Source organism: Pseudoalteromonas sp. S1650 (assembly GCF_005887195.1).
Lineage (GTDB): Bacteria > Pseudomonadota > Gammaproteobacteria > Enterobacterales > Alteromonadaceae > Pseudoalteromonas > Pseudoalteromonas simplex.
Genome location: NZ_PNDF01000007.1, coordinates 152,682 through 171,214 on the forward strand (window position 1 = coordinate 152,682; position 18,533 = coordinate 171,214).

The following is an 18,533-nucleotide window of genomic DNA, read 5'->3' on the forward strand; positions in this document are numbered from 1 at the left end:
TATGCAGGTTTTAAAGCTTATCGGGTTTGTTATTCTCGCATCTGTATGTTTTGCAAGTAGTGTCAAAGCTGAAAATTATGATTACGACAGCCAACTTAATAAAGCGTTACACGCTAATAAACTCGTTGCGATTGGTGATGTTCATGGCAGCGAGCATGTTGTTACTAGGCTTATAAAATACTTAGATGAGCCTAGTAACTGGCAGCAGCTTGATGATCTTGTCGTTGAATTTGGCAATGCGCGGTATCAAGATTTAGCTGATCAATATTTGTTGAGCAAACAGAATATAAGCATTGATGACGTAAGGCACATTTGGCGCGACACCTTGTATTTTATGGCATGGCAATATGATGTTTATGAGCAATTAGTTTTAAAGTTAAAACAGCTTAATAGTACCCGTTTACATAAAGTTCGTCTCGTCCTTGCTGAGCCTGCAATGAACTGGCAAACCCTCTCTAAAGAGGATTGGCAAAAGCTAGAGCGTAGCCGTGAAACTGGCTATTTAGAGTCAATAAATCAGCATGTTGTCGCTAAGCAGCGCCGTGCAATCTTACTCTTTGGTGCATTTCACACCTTTAAGCAGCCAGTGGTTATAAGTACTCAAGCTTCGCCTTTTAATTCAGTTATTACATTACTTGAACAGCAAAAGCCAGGTTCCACATACACTGTTTGGCCAGCGATGAAAAACGATGGTATTGCATCATCATACCCTGCGGATAGCTTGATCCCTTTATCGGCTTATAGTTCGTTGAATAAGCCGTTAGCGTCAATGTCTAAGCGCTTTGCTACAAGCAATAGTGTTAGCCTTGCGGATGTTGCGGACGCTTATTATGTGCTAAAAAACACAGATAGAAATGCGCCATTAAGTGATGCGGTTTTAAATGATCAGGCATGGCATAAAGAGTTAAAACGTCGTGCTGAAATAGTGTCACCAAGAAGTGCTAAACAAATCCACTCTTGGCTTAGCCAACATAACTAATAAAAAGCCTACGTCATGTGGACTTTTTATTAGTTAATAAGTTCTGCTGAAACAATATCGTTGAGCATCAAAAAGTGGTTAAGTACAGACTCTTCAAGTTCGAATACCTGCGCTAGTTTTTCGCCACTTGCTGACATCCCTGTTTGCGCACCAGCAAATTCAATATGTAACCCTAAACGTTTCAGGGTTTGAGCGTCGTAACTATAAATAGCAGAATCACGTTTCTCTGTAATACCAGGCATCATACCTATGATAGTAACCGCCTGTTCAACATTAATGATATCGAAGAATTGTCGCTCTGCTGTTTGCCATTTTGCTATATAGCTAGCGACCTCAGGCGGTTGCTCCATGGGCACGTATAATGGCTGTAATGAGCCCCCATGCCAGCCAATAACGGCTTGCTCTTCAACGAGGACATGTGGGCTTGCGGTAAGTACATAGTTGGCACAAGACGATGCACAAAGCTCACGCACTACAACATTGAGTTGATATTCATGAACTAAGCCTCCGAAATGGAGACCTGCCATCACATCACCACCTTGGCTATTAATTATTAAGGTGTTGATTTGTTGATCGCTATTTACTAATAATTGTTCAAACTTTTCAACATTTTGCTTTGATGTTTTGCCGTGAAAATAAATAGTGCCCGGCGATACTTCACTAATTTCAGCAACGCTTTGCTGTGTTGTTTTACAACCAACCAGCAGCACGCTCAATAATAATAAAAAACGCATTAACAATGCCTTGAAGTTTTGTTTGTATACAGTGCGCAATTTAATAATATGTCATTAACGAACTGCAAAAATGGCATAGTACGTTTTTTTACTTGAGAAATAAATCCACATAATAGGAACAATTGTATGAATATTGGAATTTACATCTATGATGATGCCGAAGTGCTCGATTTCTCAGGTCCGTTTGAGGTGTTTAGTACGGCTAGGCGCCTAGCGAATAATGACTGGCAAGTGAGTTTAATTGCTGAAAATGATAGTCCTGTTCTTGCCCGCGGCGGTTATAGTGTAAACCCCCATTACAGCTTTGCTGACTGCCCTTTGCTTGATCTGCTTGTTGTGGTTGGGGGTGACCATACACGAGAGCTCGAAAAAGTAGAGGTTATTACTTGGTTAAAACACACAGTCACTAACACCAAGCGTGTTGCGAGTGTTTGTACGGGGGCGTTTTTGCTTGCTAAAACTGGGCTTTTAAGCGGTAAAAATGTCACGACTCATTGGCAAGATCAACCTGAGCTGGCTGCTATGTTTTCTGATCTCAACGTGATTGCAGAAACTCGTTGGGTCACCGACGGTAAGTTTATCAGCTCTGGGGGGATTTCTGCAGGCATTGATATGAGCCTAGCATTAGTCGCTGAGTTTATTAGTTACGAACACGCCCTACTAACTGCTAAACAGATGGAATATAAATGGCAGACGTTATAATTTCTCAGCCATGTAGTCGGTTATAAACTGTTTTAAACATACAGCCTTTTTACTCAGTAAACGTGCGCTTGGCCAGATAGCATAAATGTCGCGGTTTTCCCCTCGCCAGTGTGGCAGTACTTGAACTAGCTGCTGAGATTTTAATTCATCTATAACCTCAAACCGAGGTAACAAGGCGATACCTTGCTCATCACAAACTAAGTATTTTACAAATCCAGTATCGTTAAAAGTACTAGCAAATCGGCACATGTGAGTATAAGTTGCATTCGTTTGTGTATTGGTTAGCTGCCACTTATTTCGCAACGTGGTACCAATTAATCTATGTTGTTTTAAATCAGCAGGCTCTTCTATGGCAGATGCCGAATTAAGGTATACTTTAGTGCTTACAAATAAGGTATCAACACTGCCTAACTTTTTCTGATGGAGCATAGAATCAGCCTGCGGCCCGACTCTTATTGCTAGATCAGCTTGGCTTTTACTCAGATCTTCAAGTTTATTATTAAGCAATAACTCAAGTTGAATATCAGGGTACTGTTTAGTAAATGCGAGCCACATCGGCTTTAAGAAACCATGACTAATATTCAGAGGTGCTAAAACTTTAAGCTTTCCTGATAATTGTGCTTTTTGATCATTGAGCTGGCGGTGAGTTTGTTCAAACTGCTCAATTAATTCAACATAACTTTGAAAATATACCTCTCCTGCTTGTGTTAACGTGCATTGCCTTGCTGAGCGATTTAAAAGCTGCTCGCCTAGGCGTTGCTCAAGCCGTTGCAAGCGCCTCGACACTGTCGCGGTAGGTAACGACAAGCTCTCAGCCGCATTACTTAGGCCGCCTTGTTTAACAATCTGTATGAATAGGGCAATATCGTCAATCATGTTCTCATTTATGCAATCATAGTTTGTTTATCTTGCTATTTTTAGCATTTTTGCAATTAGATATCATGTCTTTTATTAAATCATTTAAGAGCATCTAATTATGAGTGTTAATGATATTTATGTGATAACTTTTGTAGGCATAGCGGCGACTTTGTTCATTGATCTTTATGCTTTTTTGCTGGCTAAAGTGTTTAAGATACCGTCATTAAACTTTTGTTTAGTTGGCCGTTGGGGCTTGGGTTTATTAGCTGGAAAGTTTAAGCACCTGAATATAGCAACTAGTCCAGTTAAGCAGTTTGAGTGCGTGTTTGGCTGGTGTTTACACTACTTTATTGGTGTTTTATTTTCGTTTCTATTTATATTATTGGTCGGTATTGCTTGGCTTGAACAGCCCACCTTAATCGCTGCATGTATATTTGGATTAGCTAGCGTATCTATGCCATTTTTTGTTATGCAGCCCGCTTTAGGGATGGGGATAATGGCTACGAAAACAGCAAACCCACTTCAAGCCCGCTTAAAAAGTGCTGTAACTCACCTACTTTTTGGTGTCGGAATATATTTATCAGCTCAATTCATTCAATTTATTTAGGAGTATGTAATGGACGCAAAGCATTGGCATCAACGTTGGGAAAATAACGAAATTGGTTTTCATGAAGGAGACGTTAACCGTTATCTAGATCAGTTTTTTACTAACTTAAATTTACAGCAAGGCGATACTGTTTTTGTGCCACTGTGCGGAAAAACTCACGACATTCATTATTTGCTCGCGCAAGGTATGCGTGTTGTTGGGGCAGAACTTAGTGAGATAGCCATTAAGCAGTTATTTGATGAGTTAAAGCTAGAACCCGAAATTAGCCAACACGGCGAACTATTACGTTATCAAGGCGCAAATCTAACCGTTTGGGTAGGTGATATTTTTGCACTTACCGCGAATGAACTTGGCACTATCAACGCGGTTTATGACCGTGCTGCCTTAGTTGCGCTGCCAAAGCCCATGCGCATTCGCTATACCCAGCATTTACTAGAGTTGACCAATAGAGCTAAACAGTTAGTGGTGGTCTTTGAGTATCAGCAAAGTGAGTTTTCGGGTCCGCCGTTTAGTGTGGTCGCCGATGAACTACATCAGCACTACGATGCTTTTTATCAACTAACATTACTGTGCAAAGAACCTCTCGAAGGTGGCTTAAAAGGGCAAGTCCCGGCTATGAACGTAGCTTGGCATTTAAGTTAGTACTTACAAACTGGCGGTGTGTAAATTCACACCCTAGTTGTGCGTTTTTGTCGCTAGTTATTCTACCTCTGTGCGTGCACTATAGTGATTACTGCATTTAAGGAGTACATTTATGCAAAAGCCACGCGTTTTATTTGTTTCACATGGCGGCGGTCCTATGCCATTGCTTGGCGATCCAAGTCATGCCGATATGGTTACTTGCTTACAGTCTATTGCTGCAAAAATTCAAAAGCCGTCAGCTATTTTGATGGTGAGTGCGCACTGGGAAGCGAACCCTATTAGCATTACTTCGAGCGCAGCTCCTGAGCTAATTTATGATTACTATGGTTTTCCTGACCCTGCTTACAGTATTGAGTACCCAAGCCCTGGCGAACCAGCCCTTGCCGAAAAAGTACATCAAGCATTGGCAAAGGCTAATATCGATAGCACATTAAACCCATCTCGTGGCTTTGATCACGGTATGTATGTGCCTTTGAAGATTATGTATCCAGAGGCAGATATACCTTGTGTGCAATTGTCGTTACATCCAAGCCTTGAGCCAAACTTACACCTAGCGATAGGTGAGGCTTTACAACAGCTTGATTACGATAATTTATTGATCATTGGTTCTGGCTTTACTTTTCATAATATGCGCGCATTTTTCACCCCTGAAACAGCTGAAATTAAAGCGCAAAATATGGCTTTTGAGCAATGGTTAGTCGATGTCTGTGGCAATACTGAGCTGAGTGAACAGCAGCGACAAGCTAAGTTATTAGAATGGCAAATGGCCCCTGCGGCGCGTTTTAGTCACCCTCGTGAAGAGCACTTATTGCCGTTACATGTTTGCTATGGTGCGGCGATACGCCCTTGTAGTGATATCTACGAACTACGTATTGCCAATAAGCAAGCCAGTATGTTCTTGTGGGACGATTAAGTTTAAGTTCAACTCCCCAGATAACACGATAAAGGCTCAGATTTTATTCATCTAATTTGGTACGCTAGGTAAGTTAAAACCTAGGAACAACAAAATGAACTTAATAAAAACATCAACCCTTGCGTTTGCTGTGGTTGCGGGTTTAGGTTTGCAAGCATGCTCAAGTACAGAGCAAGCGAGCACGCCATCAGCAACAGTGAACGCAACGGCTAATCCGCTCTCGCTTGAACAAATTTATAAAGAAAAAGACTTTAAAGCTGAGCGTAGCACCTATTTTACGTGGCTCGATGATGGTACTGGTTATACGGTACTTGAAGGTCGCGAAAGCGATAAAAACAACCAAGACGACAAAGCTAAAGACGATGAGCACGGCGTAAAAGGCAATGATATTGTGTTTTATAACGCCGATGGCACGGGTCGTAAGGTACTTGTTAGCTACGAAAAATTAATTCCCAAAGGTGATAAAGAGCCACTCACCGTTGAAAGCTACCAATGGTCTAAAGATGGTAAATGGCTGATGGTTTTTACCAATGGCGAGCAAGTGTGGCGCTCACGTAGCCGTGGTGATTTTTGGCTTTTAAACCTCGAAACTGATTCGCTATATCAGTTAGGTGGCGAAAACATCGAAGCGAAAAAGCTGATGTTTGCTAAGTTTTCACCAGATAGCTCAAAAGTCGCTTATGTGCGTGATAACAACATCTACATGGAAAAAGTCGGCAGCAAGGCTGTGACTGCTTTAACCACTGACGGTAACGACACCATTGTTAATGGTAATTTTGATTGGGTATACGAAGAAGAATTTACTATTCGTGATGGTTTCCGCTGGAGTCCAGACAACAAATCAATTGCCTATTGGCAGCTTGATACCAGTGGCGTGAAATACTTCACCATGATCAATAACACCGATGATCTCTACCCTACCCTTAAAGAATTCCCGTATCCAAAAGCCGGCGAGATGAACTCTGCGGTTAAAGTGGGGGTGGTCAGTCTTAGCGACAAGAAAACTCGCTGGGCTGAACTAGGTGGCGATAATCGCGATCGTTATATTCCACGTATTAGTTGGGCAGGCACAGGTGAATCTTTGATGATCCAAGATCTTAACCGCCCGCAAAGCCACAATAAGGTTTGGTTATTCGACTGGCAAAAACAGCAGCTGACTAAAATTCTTGAAGATAAAGACGATGCCTTTATTGAGTGGTTTTATAAAGCAAACTGGTCAAAAGACGGTAAGTTCTTTATTTGGCATAGTGAGCGTGATGGCTGGCGTCATTTGTACCGTGTATCTCGCGATGGCAAAACGGTTGTTGATTTAACACCGGGCGAGTACGACATCATAGATATGTTAGCGCTCAACGAAGATAAAAACGTTATGTACTTTACTGCATCACCGGATGATCCAGGCCAGCGTTATTTATTCCGTACCTCGCTTGATGGTAGCACTAAACCGGTGCGCGTAACGCCTGCGTCATTCGATGGCTCAAACAGCTATTACATGTCTAAAGACACCTCTTGGGCGATGCATACCTTCTCTAAATTTGGCACCCCACCAATGAAAGAGATCATCAAAGTAAGCGATCACAGCAATGTGAAAACCTTAGTTGAGAACAAAGCATTAAAAGAGAAATTAGCGACTGAGCAGTTACCGACTCACGAGTTCTTTACGGTTAGTGCGCGCGATGGTGTTGAGCTTGATGGCTACATCATGTTCCCAGCGAATATGGATAAAAGCAAAAAATACCCAATCGTTTTCTATGTTTATGGTGAGCCATGGGGCTCAACAGTACAAGACCGCTGGGAAGGCGACAGTTACTTATACAAGTCGTATCTAACTCAGCAAGGGTTTATTGTTGCCTCAGTTGATAACCGTGGCACACGCGCACCAAAAGGCAGAGATTGGCGTAAATCTATCTACAAAAAAATAGGCTCTATTACTGTGCGTGACCAAGTTGACGCCCTTGACGCAATGGCAAAACGTTGGGATGTCATTGATACCGACCGTGTTGGTGTTTGGGGTCACTCAGGTGGCGGTAGTTCAACGCTTAATTTGTTATTCCGCCACGGTGATAAATTTAAAGTGGGTATTGCCTCTGCCCCAGTGCCAGATATTCGCTTGTACGATACTATCTACCAAGAGCGCTATGCAGGTAACCCAAATACCGATCCTGAAAGTTACGACAACACGTCTCCGATCAGCTTTGCAAAAGACCTGCAAGGTAAGTTGCTACTGATCCACGGTACAGGAGATGATAACGTTCACTACCAAGGCTCAGAGCGCTTAATTAACGAATTAGTTAAGCACAATAAACAGTTCGAGTTTTTCTCTTACCCGAACCGTTCTCACAGCCTACGAGAAGGTAAAGGCACTACCCTGCACTATCACACTATGATGGCTAACTTCTTCGAAAAGCATTTACTTAACAAGTAAATATGCTCTATAAAAAATACCGCAGCTTAGAGGTTAAGCTGCGTTTTTTTTATGCAAACTGTAAACCCCCGTTACACAAGATAGCGATTAGATGAAAGCTATCAAATGTTTGAAGTAAATTATCAGTGCTAGCAATGGCGGCTGCGAGCTATTGGATTATCTAATGAATATCCTGTATTACAGTCAAGTCGGTGAAAGGAGTTAACTAATACTCTGTTACAATTGTCTTATTAACTAATTTTTGTAATTGAAGTAGTGTCATTAAGTTATTGATTAAGGCTATAAAATGGCATTACTAAAATTTAGATTTCAGTATTTAGCTTGGTTTATTACATTTGTTTTGCTAGCTACAGGCTTGTATTTCGCGGTGAAATACCAACAGCATTATAGCTCACGCTTTATTGATGTAGATATCAAGTCCAATGCGCTTTCAGAAATGCGCAGAGTTTTCATTCGCTTGCCCAAAAACTACAACCCTAACAAAGCTTATCCGCTCATAATTAAAACTGACGGCAACTTTAACCTTGATACTTGGGATGACGCTTTAAGTATTCTTGAAAGCACTGATGATATGCATGAGGTTATTCTAGTGTCCATCCCGAACCTGTTTTGGCATGACACGCGAAATCGTGATTTAGTGCCACCTTACGCCCGTAAGGATGTGGCGATAGAAGCGCGCCCAATTAACCAAAATCAACGAGAAATATTTGGTAAAGCTGATGTGTTTTTAAAGTTTATTGAAACAGAGCTAATACCCTATTTAGAGGGAACATACCGTATTAGCGGACAGCGCACGCTAACAGGTTTTTCAGCGGGAGGTAGCTTTGTGTTATATACCATGGTTACTAAACCAGAGTTATTTAATGCATACTTTGCTTTTAGCCCAGCGGCTTGGTATGACGATAATGTTGTTGTAAAACAGTTCAGTAAAAACTTACCTAATACAGTAGGCAACACTCACTATTTTTATGTCACATTAGGTGGTGATGAGAATCCAATCATAACCGGTGCATTCAATGGTTTAGTGAATGCTCTTCAAAAGCATGCACCAAACGACCTTATCTGGCAGCACCACATCAACAAAGGTGCTGACCATGAACAAAACGCAAAACAATCCGTTCGCAGTGCGCTAGATGGGGCTTTTAATCATTTTGATATGGCTCAGTAATGACGAAAAACAAAGCTACAAATAGGCGTTAAACCAATTAACTAACTCTGTTTCTAGCTGCTTTTTATGGTTCATTAAAAACTTTATAATTTAAATGATGTTTACTTTTACATTTTTAAGTTAGTAACCGCTCAAGCCATTCAATCACAGCGTTATGTGCTGATGTTTCGAAGCGAGATTTTTCGGGAATGTAGTAACACAGTTTTGATTCAACTTCTTGGTTATTAAACGATGTTAGTAACCCTGCATCTAGGTAAGGTTGTACTAAGGTTTTTGAGCAAAACACTACACCTTTATTGGCGAGCACCTGATTTATACCAAACAGCTCTTGATCGAATGTTTTTACCTTGAAACATGAATCACTTAGGTTATTTACTTTTAGCCACTGCGTTAATGGTGGGGCTGGTAGGGCATTATTTTTCCATTGGCTGGTGTATAAAGTAACCTGTTTATCAAGCCAAGGGGCACTTTGTTGCGCGTTTGCCGCAAACATATCAAAGCGCTCATATTTGATGATATCTTCTTTGTTTACTTCCTCACTATTTCCTAGCCGAACAGGCAAGGTATGCAGTTGCTTATCTAAAGTTTCACTGGTTGATATATCGAGCTGTAAATGTGGTTTTTCGCTATTTAGCTCATCTAAAGCGGGTATTAACCTTAGGGCTGCTAGAGACGATGTTGTGGTGATGCGTACTTGATTATTTGCTTGGCTCAATTGTTCAATTGCCGTAAAAATAAGTTTAAAGCCGCTAGTTGTGTTTTGACTCAGGTACTCGCCTGATGGAGTTAAGGTAATCTTTCTCACTTCGCGATGAAATAAATCTGTATTCAAGCGGCTTTCTAGATTTGCAATGTGGTGCGATACCGCTGTAGGCGTAATCGCAAGCTCAGCGGCGGCTGCTTTAAAGCTACCTAATCGCGCAGCTGATTCAAAGGCTTTTAAAGCTTGTAATGATATATGCATATTTGAACCCACCTAAATTTATAGATGAGTATAACTTACTTATAGTGAATAATAACTCGTTTGTTAAATAGCCTTCATTTATTGATGATACCAACACATTAACTAATGAGGTATTTACTTATGAGCACTCTATTACACATTGATGCTAGTGTACGTTCGGCTAAAAATGCAAACCCTAACCACGACTCAATCTCTAAAAATATTGCTAAGAAATTTGTAAATCACTTACAGCAAAATAATGCTATAGCTGAGTATATTTATCGTGACGTTGGAATGAATCCACCTTCATTTATTAATCAATCTTGGGTTGGTGCTGTGTTTACGCCTGCCAATAAGTTAACGCTAGAGCAAAAAGAAGTACTGGCCGAATCAGATGAATTGATAAATGAGTTGGTTAAGGCTGATACCATCGTGATATCAACGCCTATGTATAACTATGGCATGCCTGCACAATTAAAAGCATGGTTTGATCAAATCGTTAGGATCAATAAAACGTTTGATTTTGGCTTGCAGCGGGGAGATTTCCCTTTGCAACCCTTGTTAACTGGTAAACGTTTGCTGGTTATAACCTCAACGGGTGAGTTTGGCTTTGAGGCAGGTGGTATACGCGAGAGTATGAGCCATTTAGTGCCGCACATTAAAACCTTGAGTAAGTATTTAGGTGCTGAGCACATTGATGAAATAGCCTGTGAGTATCAAGAATTTAACGACCAAAGACACCAACGCTCTTTGACTAATGCCTATGCTAAAGCAGAGCAATTAGCGCTGAGATACGCCAATTAATATACACAACAAAGCCGCAACAAGCGGCTTATTTTGTAATGGGGCTTTACACTAAAAAATGGGTTTAGTGTTATTCAACCGAAATGAATACCTCAACTTCGTCACTGTTTTTATAAAACTCATAGTCAGTTTTATATGCTCGAATGTGCGGGCACTGTTCATTACTAAAGTACTGCCAAACTTGACCCCAAACATCGATAACGGTTTGTGGCATTGCCCCTTTGCCGCTAAAGCGAAGGTAGTTACCTGTGGCGAGTGTCGTTTGTTCTATCTCTGATGACGTGACTTGCAGATCAGTACACGCAAACACATCAAACTCCCCTGTGACATCAGATTCATAATGAGTGTACACGCCATAAACTTGGCTCGATGGGGTTAATTTGGGCGCTATGTCTGTATAAAACTGCTGCCATAAGCCAGCGATTTTGGCACCTTCACCACTCATTTCATTCATATTACAGGTACGAACTTTGAGGCCAAATAAGATCGTAGGGTTGTCTATATTGATTTTCGTTACTTGCTGATCCATTGCATTTATCCTTGTTAGTTTGCTCCCAGTAAAATACCAGAGCATGTGTACTTTAACCTAGCCTTTTTAATTATTTATTTTAAAAAAGACTATATTTTGTCAACGGCCTTTACAGCTTAAAAAACAGTCATGGCATCCTTATCTGCATCAGGTTAAGATGGGTAAAATAACAACAAAATCAGCGGGTGTTTAATGAATAAAATCAATGCGCTTATCTACTTTTTAGCCTTTAGTAGTGGCTTTTGTATTATGGGAATTGAGCTGTTAGGCGGGCGAATTTTAGCGCCATATTTTGGTAGTAGTGTGCATATATGGGGCAGTATTATCACCGTCTTTATGTTGAGCTTATCTATCGGCTATTTACTTGGCGGCAAGCTCTCTACTCGCAATCCTTCGTTAACTAAATATGGACTCATTTTCTTTGTAGCAAGCATTATGGTGGTGCCAATTGTATTGTTTGCTGAGCCAATTATGACCTTTATTTTCACCCATATTGAAGACAGTCGCTACGGCTCGTTATTGGCATCAACGGCGTTGTTTTTTATTCCTACAACAATACTCGGCATGATCTCACCTTACTCAGTGCGATTATTGGTTACCGATCATGAAAAAAGTGGCCAGGTTGCCGGTGGTTTGTATTTTGTGAGCACCCTAGGAAGCGCCCTTGGCACGATTATTACCTCTTTTTATATGGTGCTAGCGTTTAATGTTAACGACATCATTAAAACCTTTGCAGCGGTTTTAGGCGCGCTTGGTTTGCTTGCAATTGTTGTTAGTCAAATTAAAACAAAGGAGCGTGCTGTATGTTTAGAATCTTAATGCTTTGTTTACTCATGACATTGCCTTTTAGCAGCTTAGCCGAAGTAATACATAAAGAGCGCTCGCTTTATCGCAATATTTTAGTGGAGAAGACTGGCGATTTACTGTGTTTAAAATTCAACGAAAAAACCCGTAAAAGTACGCAAAGCTGTATGTATGAGAGTAAGCCTAAAAAGCTGGTGTTTAATTACACCAAAATGACGTTCGCAAGCTTACTATTTATTAATGATCCTCAAAATGTACTGATCATAGGTTTAGGGGGAGGTTCACTCTCTAATACCATTCATGAGCTTTACCCTAGCGCTCATATCGAAAATGTCGAAATTGATCCTGCGGTGATAAAAGTTGCCCGCGATTATTTTAACTTTATAGAAACCGATAACGTGACGTCAAAAGTGCAAGATGGGCGTATTTTCATTAAGCGCGCCGCACTTAAAAAACAAAAGTACGATTGGATTATTCTTGATGCCTTTAATGGCGACTATATCCCTGAACATCTACTCACTAAGGAATTTTTTGCAGAAGTAAAAAGTGTTTTAGCTGATGGTGGAATTGTCGCTGCAAATACCTTTTCATCAAGCAAGTTGTACCAGCATGAGTCGGCAACTTACTTCGATGTGTTTGATGACTTTGTGAATGTTGTGACCGATGAAAATTCTAATCGCATTATTTTAGCGGGCTTCGAGACTATGCCTAGCCAGAAGCTTTTAATTGAGCGCGTCAACAAACTCGCAAATAAGTTAACCCCTTACGATGTTGATTTGCAGTTACTTAGCGAGCATTTGTTTTATACTAAGGGTAATCAAGATTGGCCAGCGGATACCAAGGTGCTCACTGATCAATATTCACCAGCGAATTTATTAAATTACCAATGATCAAATACGCCTTAATTGCATTTCTTTTCATTACGAGCTCTGCTGCTAAGGCAGAGCGTCTTTCGAGCCCTCCTTTAGCTGCAAGTCAGCAGCAATTGTCTAAACTACTGAATCAATACAAAGGGCAAGTCGTGTTACTCGATTTCTGGGCGTCTTGGTGCAGCCCGTGTCGACGGTCGTTTCCTTGGTTTATAGCCATGCAGAGCAAGTATCAACAGCAAGGGCTTAAAGTGATTGCTGTAAACATTGATGTTGAGCGTAGTGATGCCGATGCTTTTTTAACTGAGTTTGCAGTGAACTTTAATATTATTTACGACCCAGACGCTGTTATTGGCAAGCAATATCAACTCAAAGGTATGCCGAGCAGCTTTTTAATTGATAAGGAAGGCATAGTACGGTTCCAACACACAGGATTTGTTGCTGATAAATTAGACCTCTATGAAAGTCATATCAAAGAGTTAATCGCTAAATAGTGTTATCTAGCAGATAACTTTTGCAGTTGTTCGCTTTTATCGAACAAAGCTATCTATTTAATTAATTGCACTAATATTTACTTAGCATGCTAACTACATTAAAATACTTAGCATGCTAAGTAAATGGAGCGCATCATGTCTTCCACTCCCCCTTTTCACGAAACTCTTGATTTAACATTATGCGGCAGTATGGGCCGTGTGCATCGTTTATGTCGCGATGCTGTCACTTTGGCGGTTGAGCCTTTGGGGCTTACCCAATCTCGCTGGACCGCGATGATGCACCTGTTTCATTTAAACCAAGGTTGTACGCAACAAGAGTTAGCAAATAGCTTAGGCATTGAAATGCCTTCACTCACTCGTACGATTAAGCAGCTTGAGCAACAAGAGATTATTGCTCGCAAAGCTGACGCTGAAGATAAACGCAGTAAACGTCTGTACTTCACTGAGCAAGGTCTACAATTGTTAGACACATTGCAGGTGATTATTGCCGATGTGAAACAGCATCTTTATGCCGACTTAACCACTGAGCAACTCGATACCATGGCGCATGGTTTAATTCAGATGGAACAGAATGCTCGCCAGTGTATCCGCCATTATTCAGGAGATAAGTAACGTTATGACACCAGATCAAAAGTTTGCCCGTTACGTAAAAATCTCTTTAGCGGGTTTTATTGTTTTATTTTTATATTTTGTGATTGCCGATTTGTATATGCCTGTTACACCGCAGGCCCGTGTGTATCACCCAGTGGTGCAAGTGACCCCGCAGGTAAGTGGTCGCGTGACTGACGTACTTGTCACCAATAATCAAGCCGTCGAAAAACAGCAAGCCTTGTTTAAGATTAATGACGAGCCTTTTGAGCTTGCCGTGCAACAAGCTGAACTTGCATATGATGATGCAAAACTACAAAACCAACGTTTAGATAGCAGTGTGAAGGCAATAGAAGCACAGCTTGCAGCTGCTCAAGCTAAGCTGCATGAACAAACATTACTGTTCGAACGTGGAGAGTCGTTATTGAAAAAGCGCTCTATTTCAGAGCAAGAGTACGAAACAATCAATGCGAACTATCAATCAAGCAAAGCGAATGTAGCTGCAATTGAAGCCCAGCTTAGCGAGGCTAAATTAGCGCGCGGTAAAATAGGGGATGACAATTTAGCGCTTCGTCATGCTCAAAACCAGCTTGAACAAGCGAAACTAAACCTGTCGTACACCACAGTGACAGCCGATACCGACGGTAAAACAGCAAACTTACAGGTAACACCGGGTACTTATGCTAATAAGGGCCAACCGTTAATGGCGATAGTTGCTAATAAAGCTGATTTAGTGGCTGATTTTCGTGAAAAGTCTTTAGTTCACGTGCAAATTGGTAGTACTGCAAAAGTCAGCTTTGATGCGCTACCGGGCAAAGTGTTTACAGGCAAAATTGTTAGTTTTGAAGCGGGTGTGAGTGATGGCCAGCTTAACGCGAACGGTTTACTCAGTGCCACTGAAAGCAGCAACCGTTGGGTACGAGATGCACAGCGTCAACGTATCCATATTCAGCTAGATGAACACCAGATGCTGGCAAAATTTCCAAGTGGTGCGCGTGCAACTGTGCAACTTCTGCCTGACTCAAGCATTGGTAGCTGGTTTGCAAGCATGCAAATTCGCTTCATTAGTGTTCTGCACTTTATTTACTAAAGCTGGGTGAGTTATGTCAGTATTGCAACTCGATGGTAATGGCTTGCGCCAAGCGCTACGTATTGCCACGGGCTCAGCACTAGGGTTTACACTGGCAAAATTGATGAACTGGCCTAATGGCATCTTTTTTACTGTTTACCCTATGCTATTGCTCGGTTTAGTGCCTGTGCTTAACATGCATATTATTCGTCAGTTTTATGCAGGCGCGGTGTTCAGTGCGCTGTTCGTATTGGTTGTACAAGGTTTGTTTTCACACCTGCCTGTTGTTATGACAATGATGTGCTTTATCGCATTTGCTTTTTTGTTTTATCAAATGAGCCGTGGCGCTAATTTTTTATTTGGCGCCACAACGGTGGTGAGTTTGTCTATTCAATTGCACTTTTCGACCTACACTGGCAGTGGAGTGAGTATTTATCCGTTGATCATTAGTAACGCTGTTGCCGTTGTGGTCACAGTGGTGTTCTCGATGCTAATGCATGGTTTATTTCCTGATGTAGCACCACGCCAAGGTCGGGTAATGCCAGAAAAAGCAAAAGAAAGTGTGCGTCATGAAGTATTACTTTGCTCAACTGTAGCTACCTTGTCATTCGTTGTTTTTCAGGTCTTTGATTTACAAGATTCAATCTCTGCTCAAGCGGCCTCGGTACTGATATTGTTTTCGTTGTGCTGGAAAGCGGCAGGTATGGCGGCATGGCAACGTGCTATAGGCACCTTAATTGGTTGTAACTTAGCGTTAGTGGCACAGTTATTTTTGTATAACCATACCGATATTTTAATATTTCCTGCGTTAATTCTGTGGATTTTGACCTTTATCTTTAGTCGTTATCACATAATTGGTGGCGGTATTCCGGGTGTTGGTTTTGGTATTATCACCACATTTGGTATTTTGTTTGGCCAGTCATTAGGGCCGGGGCAAGATCTGGTTTACAGCGCGCTGTATCGTTTTTCGTCAGTGTCTGTGGCAATACTATTGAGCTTGTGTGCGGTGTATATAATGCATCACATCTTAAATCGCTTTGAAATGACAAGGCATCACACGTTTGAGTAAAGATTAAAAAAGGGAGTTAATCAGAACTCCCTTTTTTATTATTTGGTTCGAAAATGGTCGGTAAAGACTTAAGTAAATCGTCTTGTTTCTTTACAACACTCTGTACACAGGTTTTTGAGGCGACATCTGCAACCCAAGCCCCCCATTGCGAACTGCCAGGTTCTTCACCTGGAGTTGCCCACCATCTGGCTTTATAAAGAATCTCGTTATAACAGGTTTCACTACCTTGGGGATACGCGTTTCCGGCTTGCCATGAATCTACAGCAAAGCCCGACATAGGCAAAGCTGACAGCGTTATCATTGCAGCGGCAAAAATGCGTGATTTCTGGCCCATAAGCGGCTCCTTCATTAGTGGTGAGTTTGTATGACTATTATAGTCGCGGTAGGATTAACCATCAATTAACTTTGTTAACAAGTTACACTTCTTTACAGTTCTGCTTATTTTTGACACGATTATCTGATGTGAAAGTTAGAATTTTACGTTTTTTCTTAATACTTTTGTTTGTCCCCTTTTGGTTTTACTATCCATGCGTTTTCTCTGAGAACTTTTGCTTGGTTTTGTCGCTCTGCGCGCCTTTTGTACTTGTGTGGCATTAACGATTAATTCTTTCAAACGATTAAGCGCATCCTCTTTGTTCATCTCTTGCGTGCGATGACTTTGCGACTTAATAACAATAACGCCCTCTTTGGTAATTCGAGAATCATTCAAATTAAGTAAACGTTGTTTGTAAAAGTCAGGTAACTTTGAGCGTTTAATATCAAAGCGAAGGTGAATAGCTGTGGCCACTTTGTTGACATTCTGCCCGCCCGCGCCTTGCGAGCGGATCGCACTAAAGTCGAGTTCCCATTCATCAATTGTGACGGTATTAGAAATAATTAACATCAGGTTCAGTTAGCTATGGTAAAAAAGGTATTGTAACATTTGTAATTGGCTAAACATAATAGCTCGACTATTTGCGCCGGTTGCTAACCATTTTGAAAGAAAGGAGATCACGATGAAAGCACTACTTATTTCTATGAGTCTACTTGCGATGAGTTTTTCTAGCTTCGCAGAAGATATTTCTGAAAATCAGCTACAGCGTTACATTAAAGCCCTTCCTGCAGTTGTTAATTGGTCACAAAGCCAATCTGAGTTAGATACTGTAAACCTTGGTGGTATGCTAGGTAGTTCTGATGGTGTTGATAGTTCGTCAGTGATGTCAGCATTAGGTCACATCAAAGAGCATGAGCTTTACACTGAGTTTGCAGCCCTTACCAAACAATATGGTTTCACACCTGAGCAGTTAGTTACTGTTGGTACAGAGGTATCAATGGCGTATTTAGAAAACCTTAAAGCGGGTATGTCTGAAGAGAACAAGCAGCGTGTAAACCAAGCAATGAGTGGTTTGCAAAGCCTTACAGCATCATCATCTGATGCGGGTACTCGCTCAATGGCTGGTGCTTTAGAAGGTATTAAAGCAAGTACTGCAACAGCAGATGTTAGCGAAAGTAACGTTAACTTAGTTAAGCAGTATATGCCGCAGTTAAAAGAATTGTTCGCAATGTTGCAGTAACTGCAAAACGAAAAGAAAGCGGCTAGGTAGCCGCTTTTTTTACGCTTACTCGAATACCACAGCGTTTTTTAGATGCAGCTTTTGTTCTGCAGTTGGTAAAAATCCAGTTTGTACAAACTCGCTAAGGCTTGGATGACGTTCAAAGTATAAAATATCAAGGGCGAAACGATTCATGCCGTACAAGCCCCGATGGTTCATGTTTGCCGAAAATATGAGTAAGTCACCTTTTTTGAGTGCCACACTTTTACCACGAACGAGTGAGTCACTATTTCGAGCGCCCTGCTGTTCTAATCTAACTGTTAACTCTTCATCTGAATCCCAGTTTTTATGACTACCCGGTATAAGTTCTATTCCCGGTTCATCTTCAAAAGCAACGCGGCAATGTAATACTTCAGGGCCGTTAAGAGCTACTTTTTGCGCATCAAGCTCTAAGTGATACTGCATATCTCGATGCCAATAGTTAGCTTGTTTGGGATTGTATGGGTTAAAGAATAGTTGAGTATTCATAAACTGAGGACCAGCAACAATACCTTTAACCTGTTTCAATAGTGTGTTGGCGCTGACAAACTTAAAAAGAGTAAACTTTTCCTCAGCACTTAAACATGCAGCGCCAGTCAAACCTGAGCTATTAATACCTCTAGATTGATAAAAAGATTGGTTTTCTTGCAACCAGTGTTGATGAAATTTATCGAGAATTGGCCTTACTTTACTAAGCTCACTCTCTGTGTAAAGTCCCTTTACATGGTAGTAGCCGTTTTCAGCAAAAAAGTTATTTTTCATTTT

At 41.1% G+C, this 18,533-nt stretch carries 22 protein-coding genes; 15 read left to right on the forward strand and 7 right to left on the reverse strand.

Annotated features, from left to right (window positions below; genetic code table 11):
* Nucleotide 1 precedes the first annotated feature (1 nt).
* Complete coding sequence (locus CWB80_RS01025; RefSeq protein ID WP_138599770.1) at nucleotides 2–979, forward strand: hypothetical protein; 978 nt, start codon at nucleotides 2–4, stop codon at nucleotides 977–979.
* Nucleotides 980–1,008: 29 nt separating this feature from the next.
* Here CWB80_RS01025 and CWB80_RS01030 read toward each other — a convergent pair whose 3' ends face one another.
* Complete coding sequence (locus CWB80_RS01030; protein ID WP_138599769.1) at nucleotides 1,009–1,713, reverse strand: Clp protease/crotonase-like domain-containing protein; 705 nt, start codon at nucleotides 1,711–1,713, stop codon at nucleotides 1,009–1,011.
* Between the two features lie 126 nt (nucleotides 1,714–1,839).
* On the opposite strand from CWB80_RS01030, the gene CWB80_RS01035 reads away from it, so the two are divergent.
* Nucleotides 1,840–2,415 (forward strand): DJ-1/PfpI family protein, encoded by a 576-nt coding sequence (locus tag CWB80_RS01035; protein WP_138599768.1) that lies wholly within the window; start codon nucleotides 1,840–1,842, stop codon nucleotides 2,413–2,415.
* On the opposite strand, the gene CWB80_RS01040 is transcribed toward CWB80_RS01035, so the two are convergent.
* Nucleotides 2,410–3,291, reverse strand: coding sequence for a LysR family transcriptional regulator (locus tag CWB80_RS01040; protein WP_138599767.1), 882 nt, complete (start codon nucleotides 3,289–3,291; stop codon nucleotides 2,410–2,412). The genes CWB80_RS01035 and CWB80_RS01040 overlap by 6 nt on opposite strands.
* Nucleotides 3,292–3,391: 100 nt before the next feature.
* Here CWB80_RS01040 and CWB80_RS01045 point away from each other — a divergent pair, with 100 nt between their 5' ends.
* The 5 genes from CWB80_RS01045 (at nucleotide 3,392) to CWB80_RS01065 (ending at nucleotide 9,028) form a co-directional block, all read left to right on the forward strand.
* Nucleotides 3,392–3,880: a DUF2938 domain-containing protein gene (locus CWB80_RS01045; protein WP_054553345.1), complete on the forward strand. Its 489-nt coding sequence runs from the start codon at nucleotides 3,392–3,394 to the stop codon at nucleotides 3,878–3,880.
* A gap of 9 nt (nucleotides 3,881–3,889) precedes the next feature.
* Nucleotides 3,890–4,522 (forward strand): thiopurine S-methyltransferase, encoded by a 633-nt coding sequence (tmpT, locus tag CWB80_RS01050; RefSeq protein WP_054553346.1) that lies wholly within the window; start codon nucleotides 3,890–3,892, stop codon nucleotides 4,520–4,522.
* 112 nt (nucleotides 4,523–4,634) lie between these two features.
* Nucleotides 4,635–5,435, forward strand: coding sequence for a DODA-type extradiol aromatic ring-opening family dioxygenase (locus CWB80_RS01055; RefSeq protein WP_138599766.1), 801 nt, complete (start codon nucleotides 4,635–4,637; stop codon nucleotides 5,433–5,435).
* Nucleotides 5,436–5,529: 94 nt separating this feature from the next.
* Nucleotides 5,530–7,860, forward strand: a complete 2,331-nt coding sequence (locus tag CWB80_RS01060) for a S9 family peptidase (protein ID WP_138599765.1) — start codon at nucleotides 5,530–5,532, stop codon at nucleotides 7,858–7,860.
* Nucleotides 7,861–8,146: 286 nt separating this feature from the next.
* Entirely contained in the window at nucleotides 8,147–9,028 is an 882-nt protein-coding gene (locus CWB80_RS01065; RefSeq protein WP_138599764.1) for an alpha/beta hydrolase, read from the forward strand.
* A gap of 115 nt (nucleotides 9,029–9,143) precedes the next feature.
* On the opposite strand, the gene CWB80_RS01070 is transcribed toward CWB80_RS01065, so the two are convergent.
* On the reverse strand, nucleotides 9,144–9,992 hold the full coding sequence (locus CWB80_RS01070; RefSeq protein ID WP_138599763.1) for a LysR family transcriptional regulator: 849 nt from the start codon (nucleotides 9,990–9,992) through the stop codon (nucleotides 9,144–9,146).
* A gap of 120 nt (nucleotides 9,993–10,112) precedes the next feature.
* Between CWB80_RS01070 and CWB80_RS01075 the strand changes: the two genes are divergently transcribed.
* Entirely contained in the window at nucleotides 10,113–10,775 is a 663-nt protein-coding gene (locus CWB80_RS01075) for an FMN-dependent NADH-azoreductase (protein WP_138599762.1), read from the forward strand.
* 70 nt (nucleotides 10,776–10,845) lie between these two features.
* Here CWB80_RS01075 and CWB80_RS01080 read toward each other — a convergent pair whose 3' ends face one another.
* On the reverse strand, nucleotides 10,846–11,304 hold the full coding sequence (locus tag CWB80_RS01080; RefSeq protein ID WP_138599761.1) for a GyrI-like domain-containing protein: 459 nt from the start codon (nucleotides 11,302–11,304) through the stop codon (nucleotides 10,846–10,848).
* A 192-nt stretch (nucleotides 11,305–11,496) separates the two neighbouring features.
* Here CWB80_RS01080 and CWB80_RS01085 point away from each other — a divergent pair, with 192 nt between their 5' ends.
* The 6 genes from CWB80_RS01085 (at nucleotide 11,497) to CWB80_RS01110 (ending at nucleotide 16,197) form a co-directional block, all read left to right on the forward strand.
* Nucleotides 11,497–12,123, forward strand: coding sequence for a fused MFS/spermidine synthase (locus tag CWB80_RS01085; protein ID WP_138599760.1), 627 nt, complete (start codon nucleotides 11,497–11,499; stop codon nucleotides 12,121–12,123).
* Nucleotides 12,108–12,998 (forward strand): spermidine synthase, encoded by an 891-nt coding sequence (locus CWB80_RS01090; RefSeq protein WP_138599759.1) that lies wholly within the window; start codon nucleotides 12,108–12,110, stop codon nucleotides 12,996–12,998. Before CWB80_RS01085 ends, CWB80_RS01090 begins: the two co-directional genes overlap by 16 nt.
* The gene (locus tag CWB80_RS01095; RefSeq protein ID WP_082389267.1) at nucleotides 12,995–13,471 is read left to right on the forward strand and encodes a TlpA disulfide reductase family protein; all 477 of its coding nucleotides are present in this window, start codon (nucleotides 12,995–12,997) and stop codon (nucleotides 13,469–13,471) included. Before CWB80_RS01090 ends, CWB80_RS01095 begins: the two co-directional genes overlap by 4 nt.
* Nucleotides 13,472–13,606: 135 nt before the next feature.
* Entirely contained in the window at nucleotides 13,607–14,083 is a 477-nt protein-coding gene (locus CWB80_RS01100; RefSeq protein WP_054553355.1) for a MarR family winged helix-turn-helix transcriptional regulator, read from the forward strand.
* 4 nt (nucleotides 14,084–14,087) lie between these two features.
* Nucleotides 14,088–15,149, forward strand: a complete 1,062-nt coding sequence (locus CWB80_RS01105) for an HlyD family secretion protein (protein WP_138599758.1) — start codon at nucleotides 14,088–14,090, stop codon at nucleotides 15,147–15,149.
* A gap of 13 nt (nucleotides 15,150–15,162) precedes the next feature.
* Nucleotides 15,163–16,197 (forward strand): DUF2955 domain-containing protein, encoded by a 1,035-nt coding sequence (locus tag CWB80_RS01110; protein ID WP_138599757.1) that lies wholly within the window; start codon nucleotides 15,163–15,165, stop codon nucleotides 16,195–16,197.
* 16 nt (nucleotides 16,198–16,213) lie between these two features.
* On the opposite strand, the gene CWB80_RS01115 is transcribed toward CWB80_RS01110, so the two are convergent.
* Complete coding sequence (locus tag CWB80_RS01115; protein WP_054553358.1) at nucleotides 16,214–16,531, reverse strand: hypothetical protein; 318 nt, start codon at nucleotides 16,529–16,531, stop codon at nucleotides 16,214–16,216.
* A 135-nt stretch (nucleotides 16,532–16,666) separates the two neighbouring features.
* On the reverse strand, nucleotides 16,667–17,080 hold the full coding sequence (gene arfB / locus CWB80_RS01120; RefSeq protein WP_063703818.1) for an alternative ribosome rescue aminoacyl-tRNA hydrolase ArfB: 414 nt from the start codon (nucleotides 17,078–17,080) through the stop codon (nucleotides 16,667–16,669).
* Nucleotides 17,081–17,192: 112 nt separating this feature from the next.
* Here arfB and CWB80_RS01125 point away from each other — a divergent pair, with 112 nt between their 5' ends.
* Nucleotides 17,193–17,750 carry a short-chain dehydrogenase gene (locus CWB80_RS01125; RefSeq protein WP_138599756.1) on the forward strand — a complete coding sequence of 186 codons (558 nt, stop codon included), beginning with the start codon at nucleotides 17,193–17,195 and terminating at the stop codon, nucleotides 17,748–17,750.
* A gap of 45 nt (nucleotides 17,751–17,795) precedes the next feature.
* Here CWB80_RS01125 and CWB80_RS01130 read toward each other — a convergent pair whose 3' ends face one another.
* On the reverse strand, nucleotides 17,796–18,530 hold the full coding sequence (locus tag CWB80_RS01130; RefSeq protein ID WP_138599755.1) for a phytanoyl-CoA dioxygenase family protein: 735 nt from the start codon (nucleotides 18,528–18,530) through the stop codon (nucleotides 17,796–17,798).
* Nucleotides 18,531–18,533: the final 3 nt, after the last annotated feature.

Excerpts from the sequence above, each read along its gene's own strand:
- CWB80_RS01025 (WP_138599770.1), top strand. The coding sequence starts at position 2 with ATGCAGGTTTTAAAGCTTATCGGGTTTGTTATTCTCGCATCTGTATGT.
- CWB80_RS01030 (WP_138599769.1), bottom strand. The coding sequence starts at position 1,713 with ATGCGTTTTTTATTATTATTGAGCGTGCTGCTGGTTGGTTGTAAAACA.
- CWB80_RS01035 (WP_138599768.1), top strand. The coding sequence starts at position 1,840 with ATGAATATTGGAATTTACATCTATGATGATGCCGAAGTGCTCGATTTC.
- CWB80_RS01040 (WP_138599767.1), bottom strand. The coding sequence starts at position 3,291 with ATGATTGACGATATTGCCCTATTCATACAGATTGTTAAACAAGGCGGC.
- CWB80_RS01045 (WP_054553345.1), top strand. The coding sequence starts at position 3,392 with ATGAGTGTTAATGATATTTATGTGATAACTTTTGTAGGCATAGCGGCG.
- tmpT (WP_054553346.1), top strand. The coding sequence starts at position 3,890 with ATGGACGCAAAGCATTGGCATCAACGTTGGGAAAATAACGAAATTGGT.
- CWB80_RS01055 (WP_138599766.1), top strand. The coding sequence starts at position 4,635 with ATGCAAAAGCCACGCGTTTTATTTGTTTCACATGGCGGCGGTCCTATG.
- CWB80_RS01060 (WP_138599765.1), top strand. The coding sequence starts at position 5,530 with ATGAACTTAATAAAAACATCAACCCTTGCGTTTGCTGTGGTTGCGGGT.
- CWB80_RS01065 (WP_138599764.1), top strand. The coding sequence starts at position 8,147 with ATGGCATTACTAAAATTTAGATTTCAGTATTTAGCTTGGTTTATTACA.
- CWB80_RS01070 (WP_138599763.1), bottom strand. The coding sequence starts at position 9,992 with ATGCATATATCATTACAAGCTTTAAAAGCCTTTGAATCAGCTGCGCGA.
- CWB80_RS01075 (WP_138599762.1), top strand. The coding sequence starts at position 10,113 with ATGAGCACTCTATTACACATTGATGCTAGTGTACGTTCGGCTAAAAAT.
- CWB80_RS01080 (WP_138599761.1), bottom strand. The coding sequence starts at position 11,304 with ATGGATCAGCAAGTAACGAAAATCAATATAGACAACCCTACGATCTTA.
- CWB80_RS01085 (WP_138599760.1), top strand. The coding sequence starts at position 11,497 with ATGAATAAAATCAATGCGCTTATCTACTTTTTAGCCTTTAGTAGTGGC.
- CWB80_RS01090 (WP_138599759.1), top strand. The coding sequence starts at position 12,108 with ATGTTTAGAATCTTAATGCTTTGTTTACTCATGACATTGCCTTTTAGC.
- CWB80_RS01095 (WP_082389267.1), top strand. The coding sequence starts at position 12,995 with ATGATCAAATACGCCTTAATTGCATTTCTTTTCATTACGAGCTCTGCT.
- CWB80_RS01100 (WP_054553355.1), top strand. The coding sequence starts at position 13,607 with ATGTCTTCCACTCCCCCTTTTCACGAAACTCTTGATTTAACATTATGC.
- CWB80_RS01105 (WP_138599758.1), top strand. The coding sequence starts at position 14,088 with ATGACACCAGATCAAAAGTTTGCCCGTTACGTAAAAATCTCTTTAGCG.
- CWB80_RS01110 (WP_138599757.1), top strand. The coding sequence starts at position 15,163 with ATGTCAGTATTGCAACTCGATGGTAATGGCTTGCGCCAAGCGCTACGT.
- CWB80_RS01115 (WP_054553358.1), bottom strand. The coding sequence starts at position 16,531 with ATGGGCCAGAAATCACGCATTTTTGCCGCTGCAATGATAACGCTGTCA.
- arfB (WP_063703818.1), bottom strand. The coding sequence starts at position 17,080 with ATGTTAATTATTTCTAATACCGTCACAATTGATGAATGGGAACTCGAC.
- CWB80_RS01125 (WP_138599756.1), top strand. The coding sequence starts at position 17,193 with ATGAAAGCACTACTTATTTCTATGAGTCTACTTGCGATGAGTTTTTCT.
- CWB80_RS01130 (WP_138599755.1), bottom strand. The coding sequence starts at position 18,530 with ATGAAAAATAACTTTTTTGCTGAAAACGGCTACTACCATGTAAAGGGA.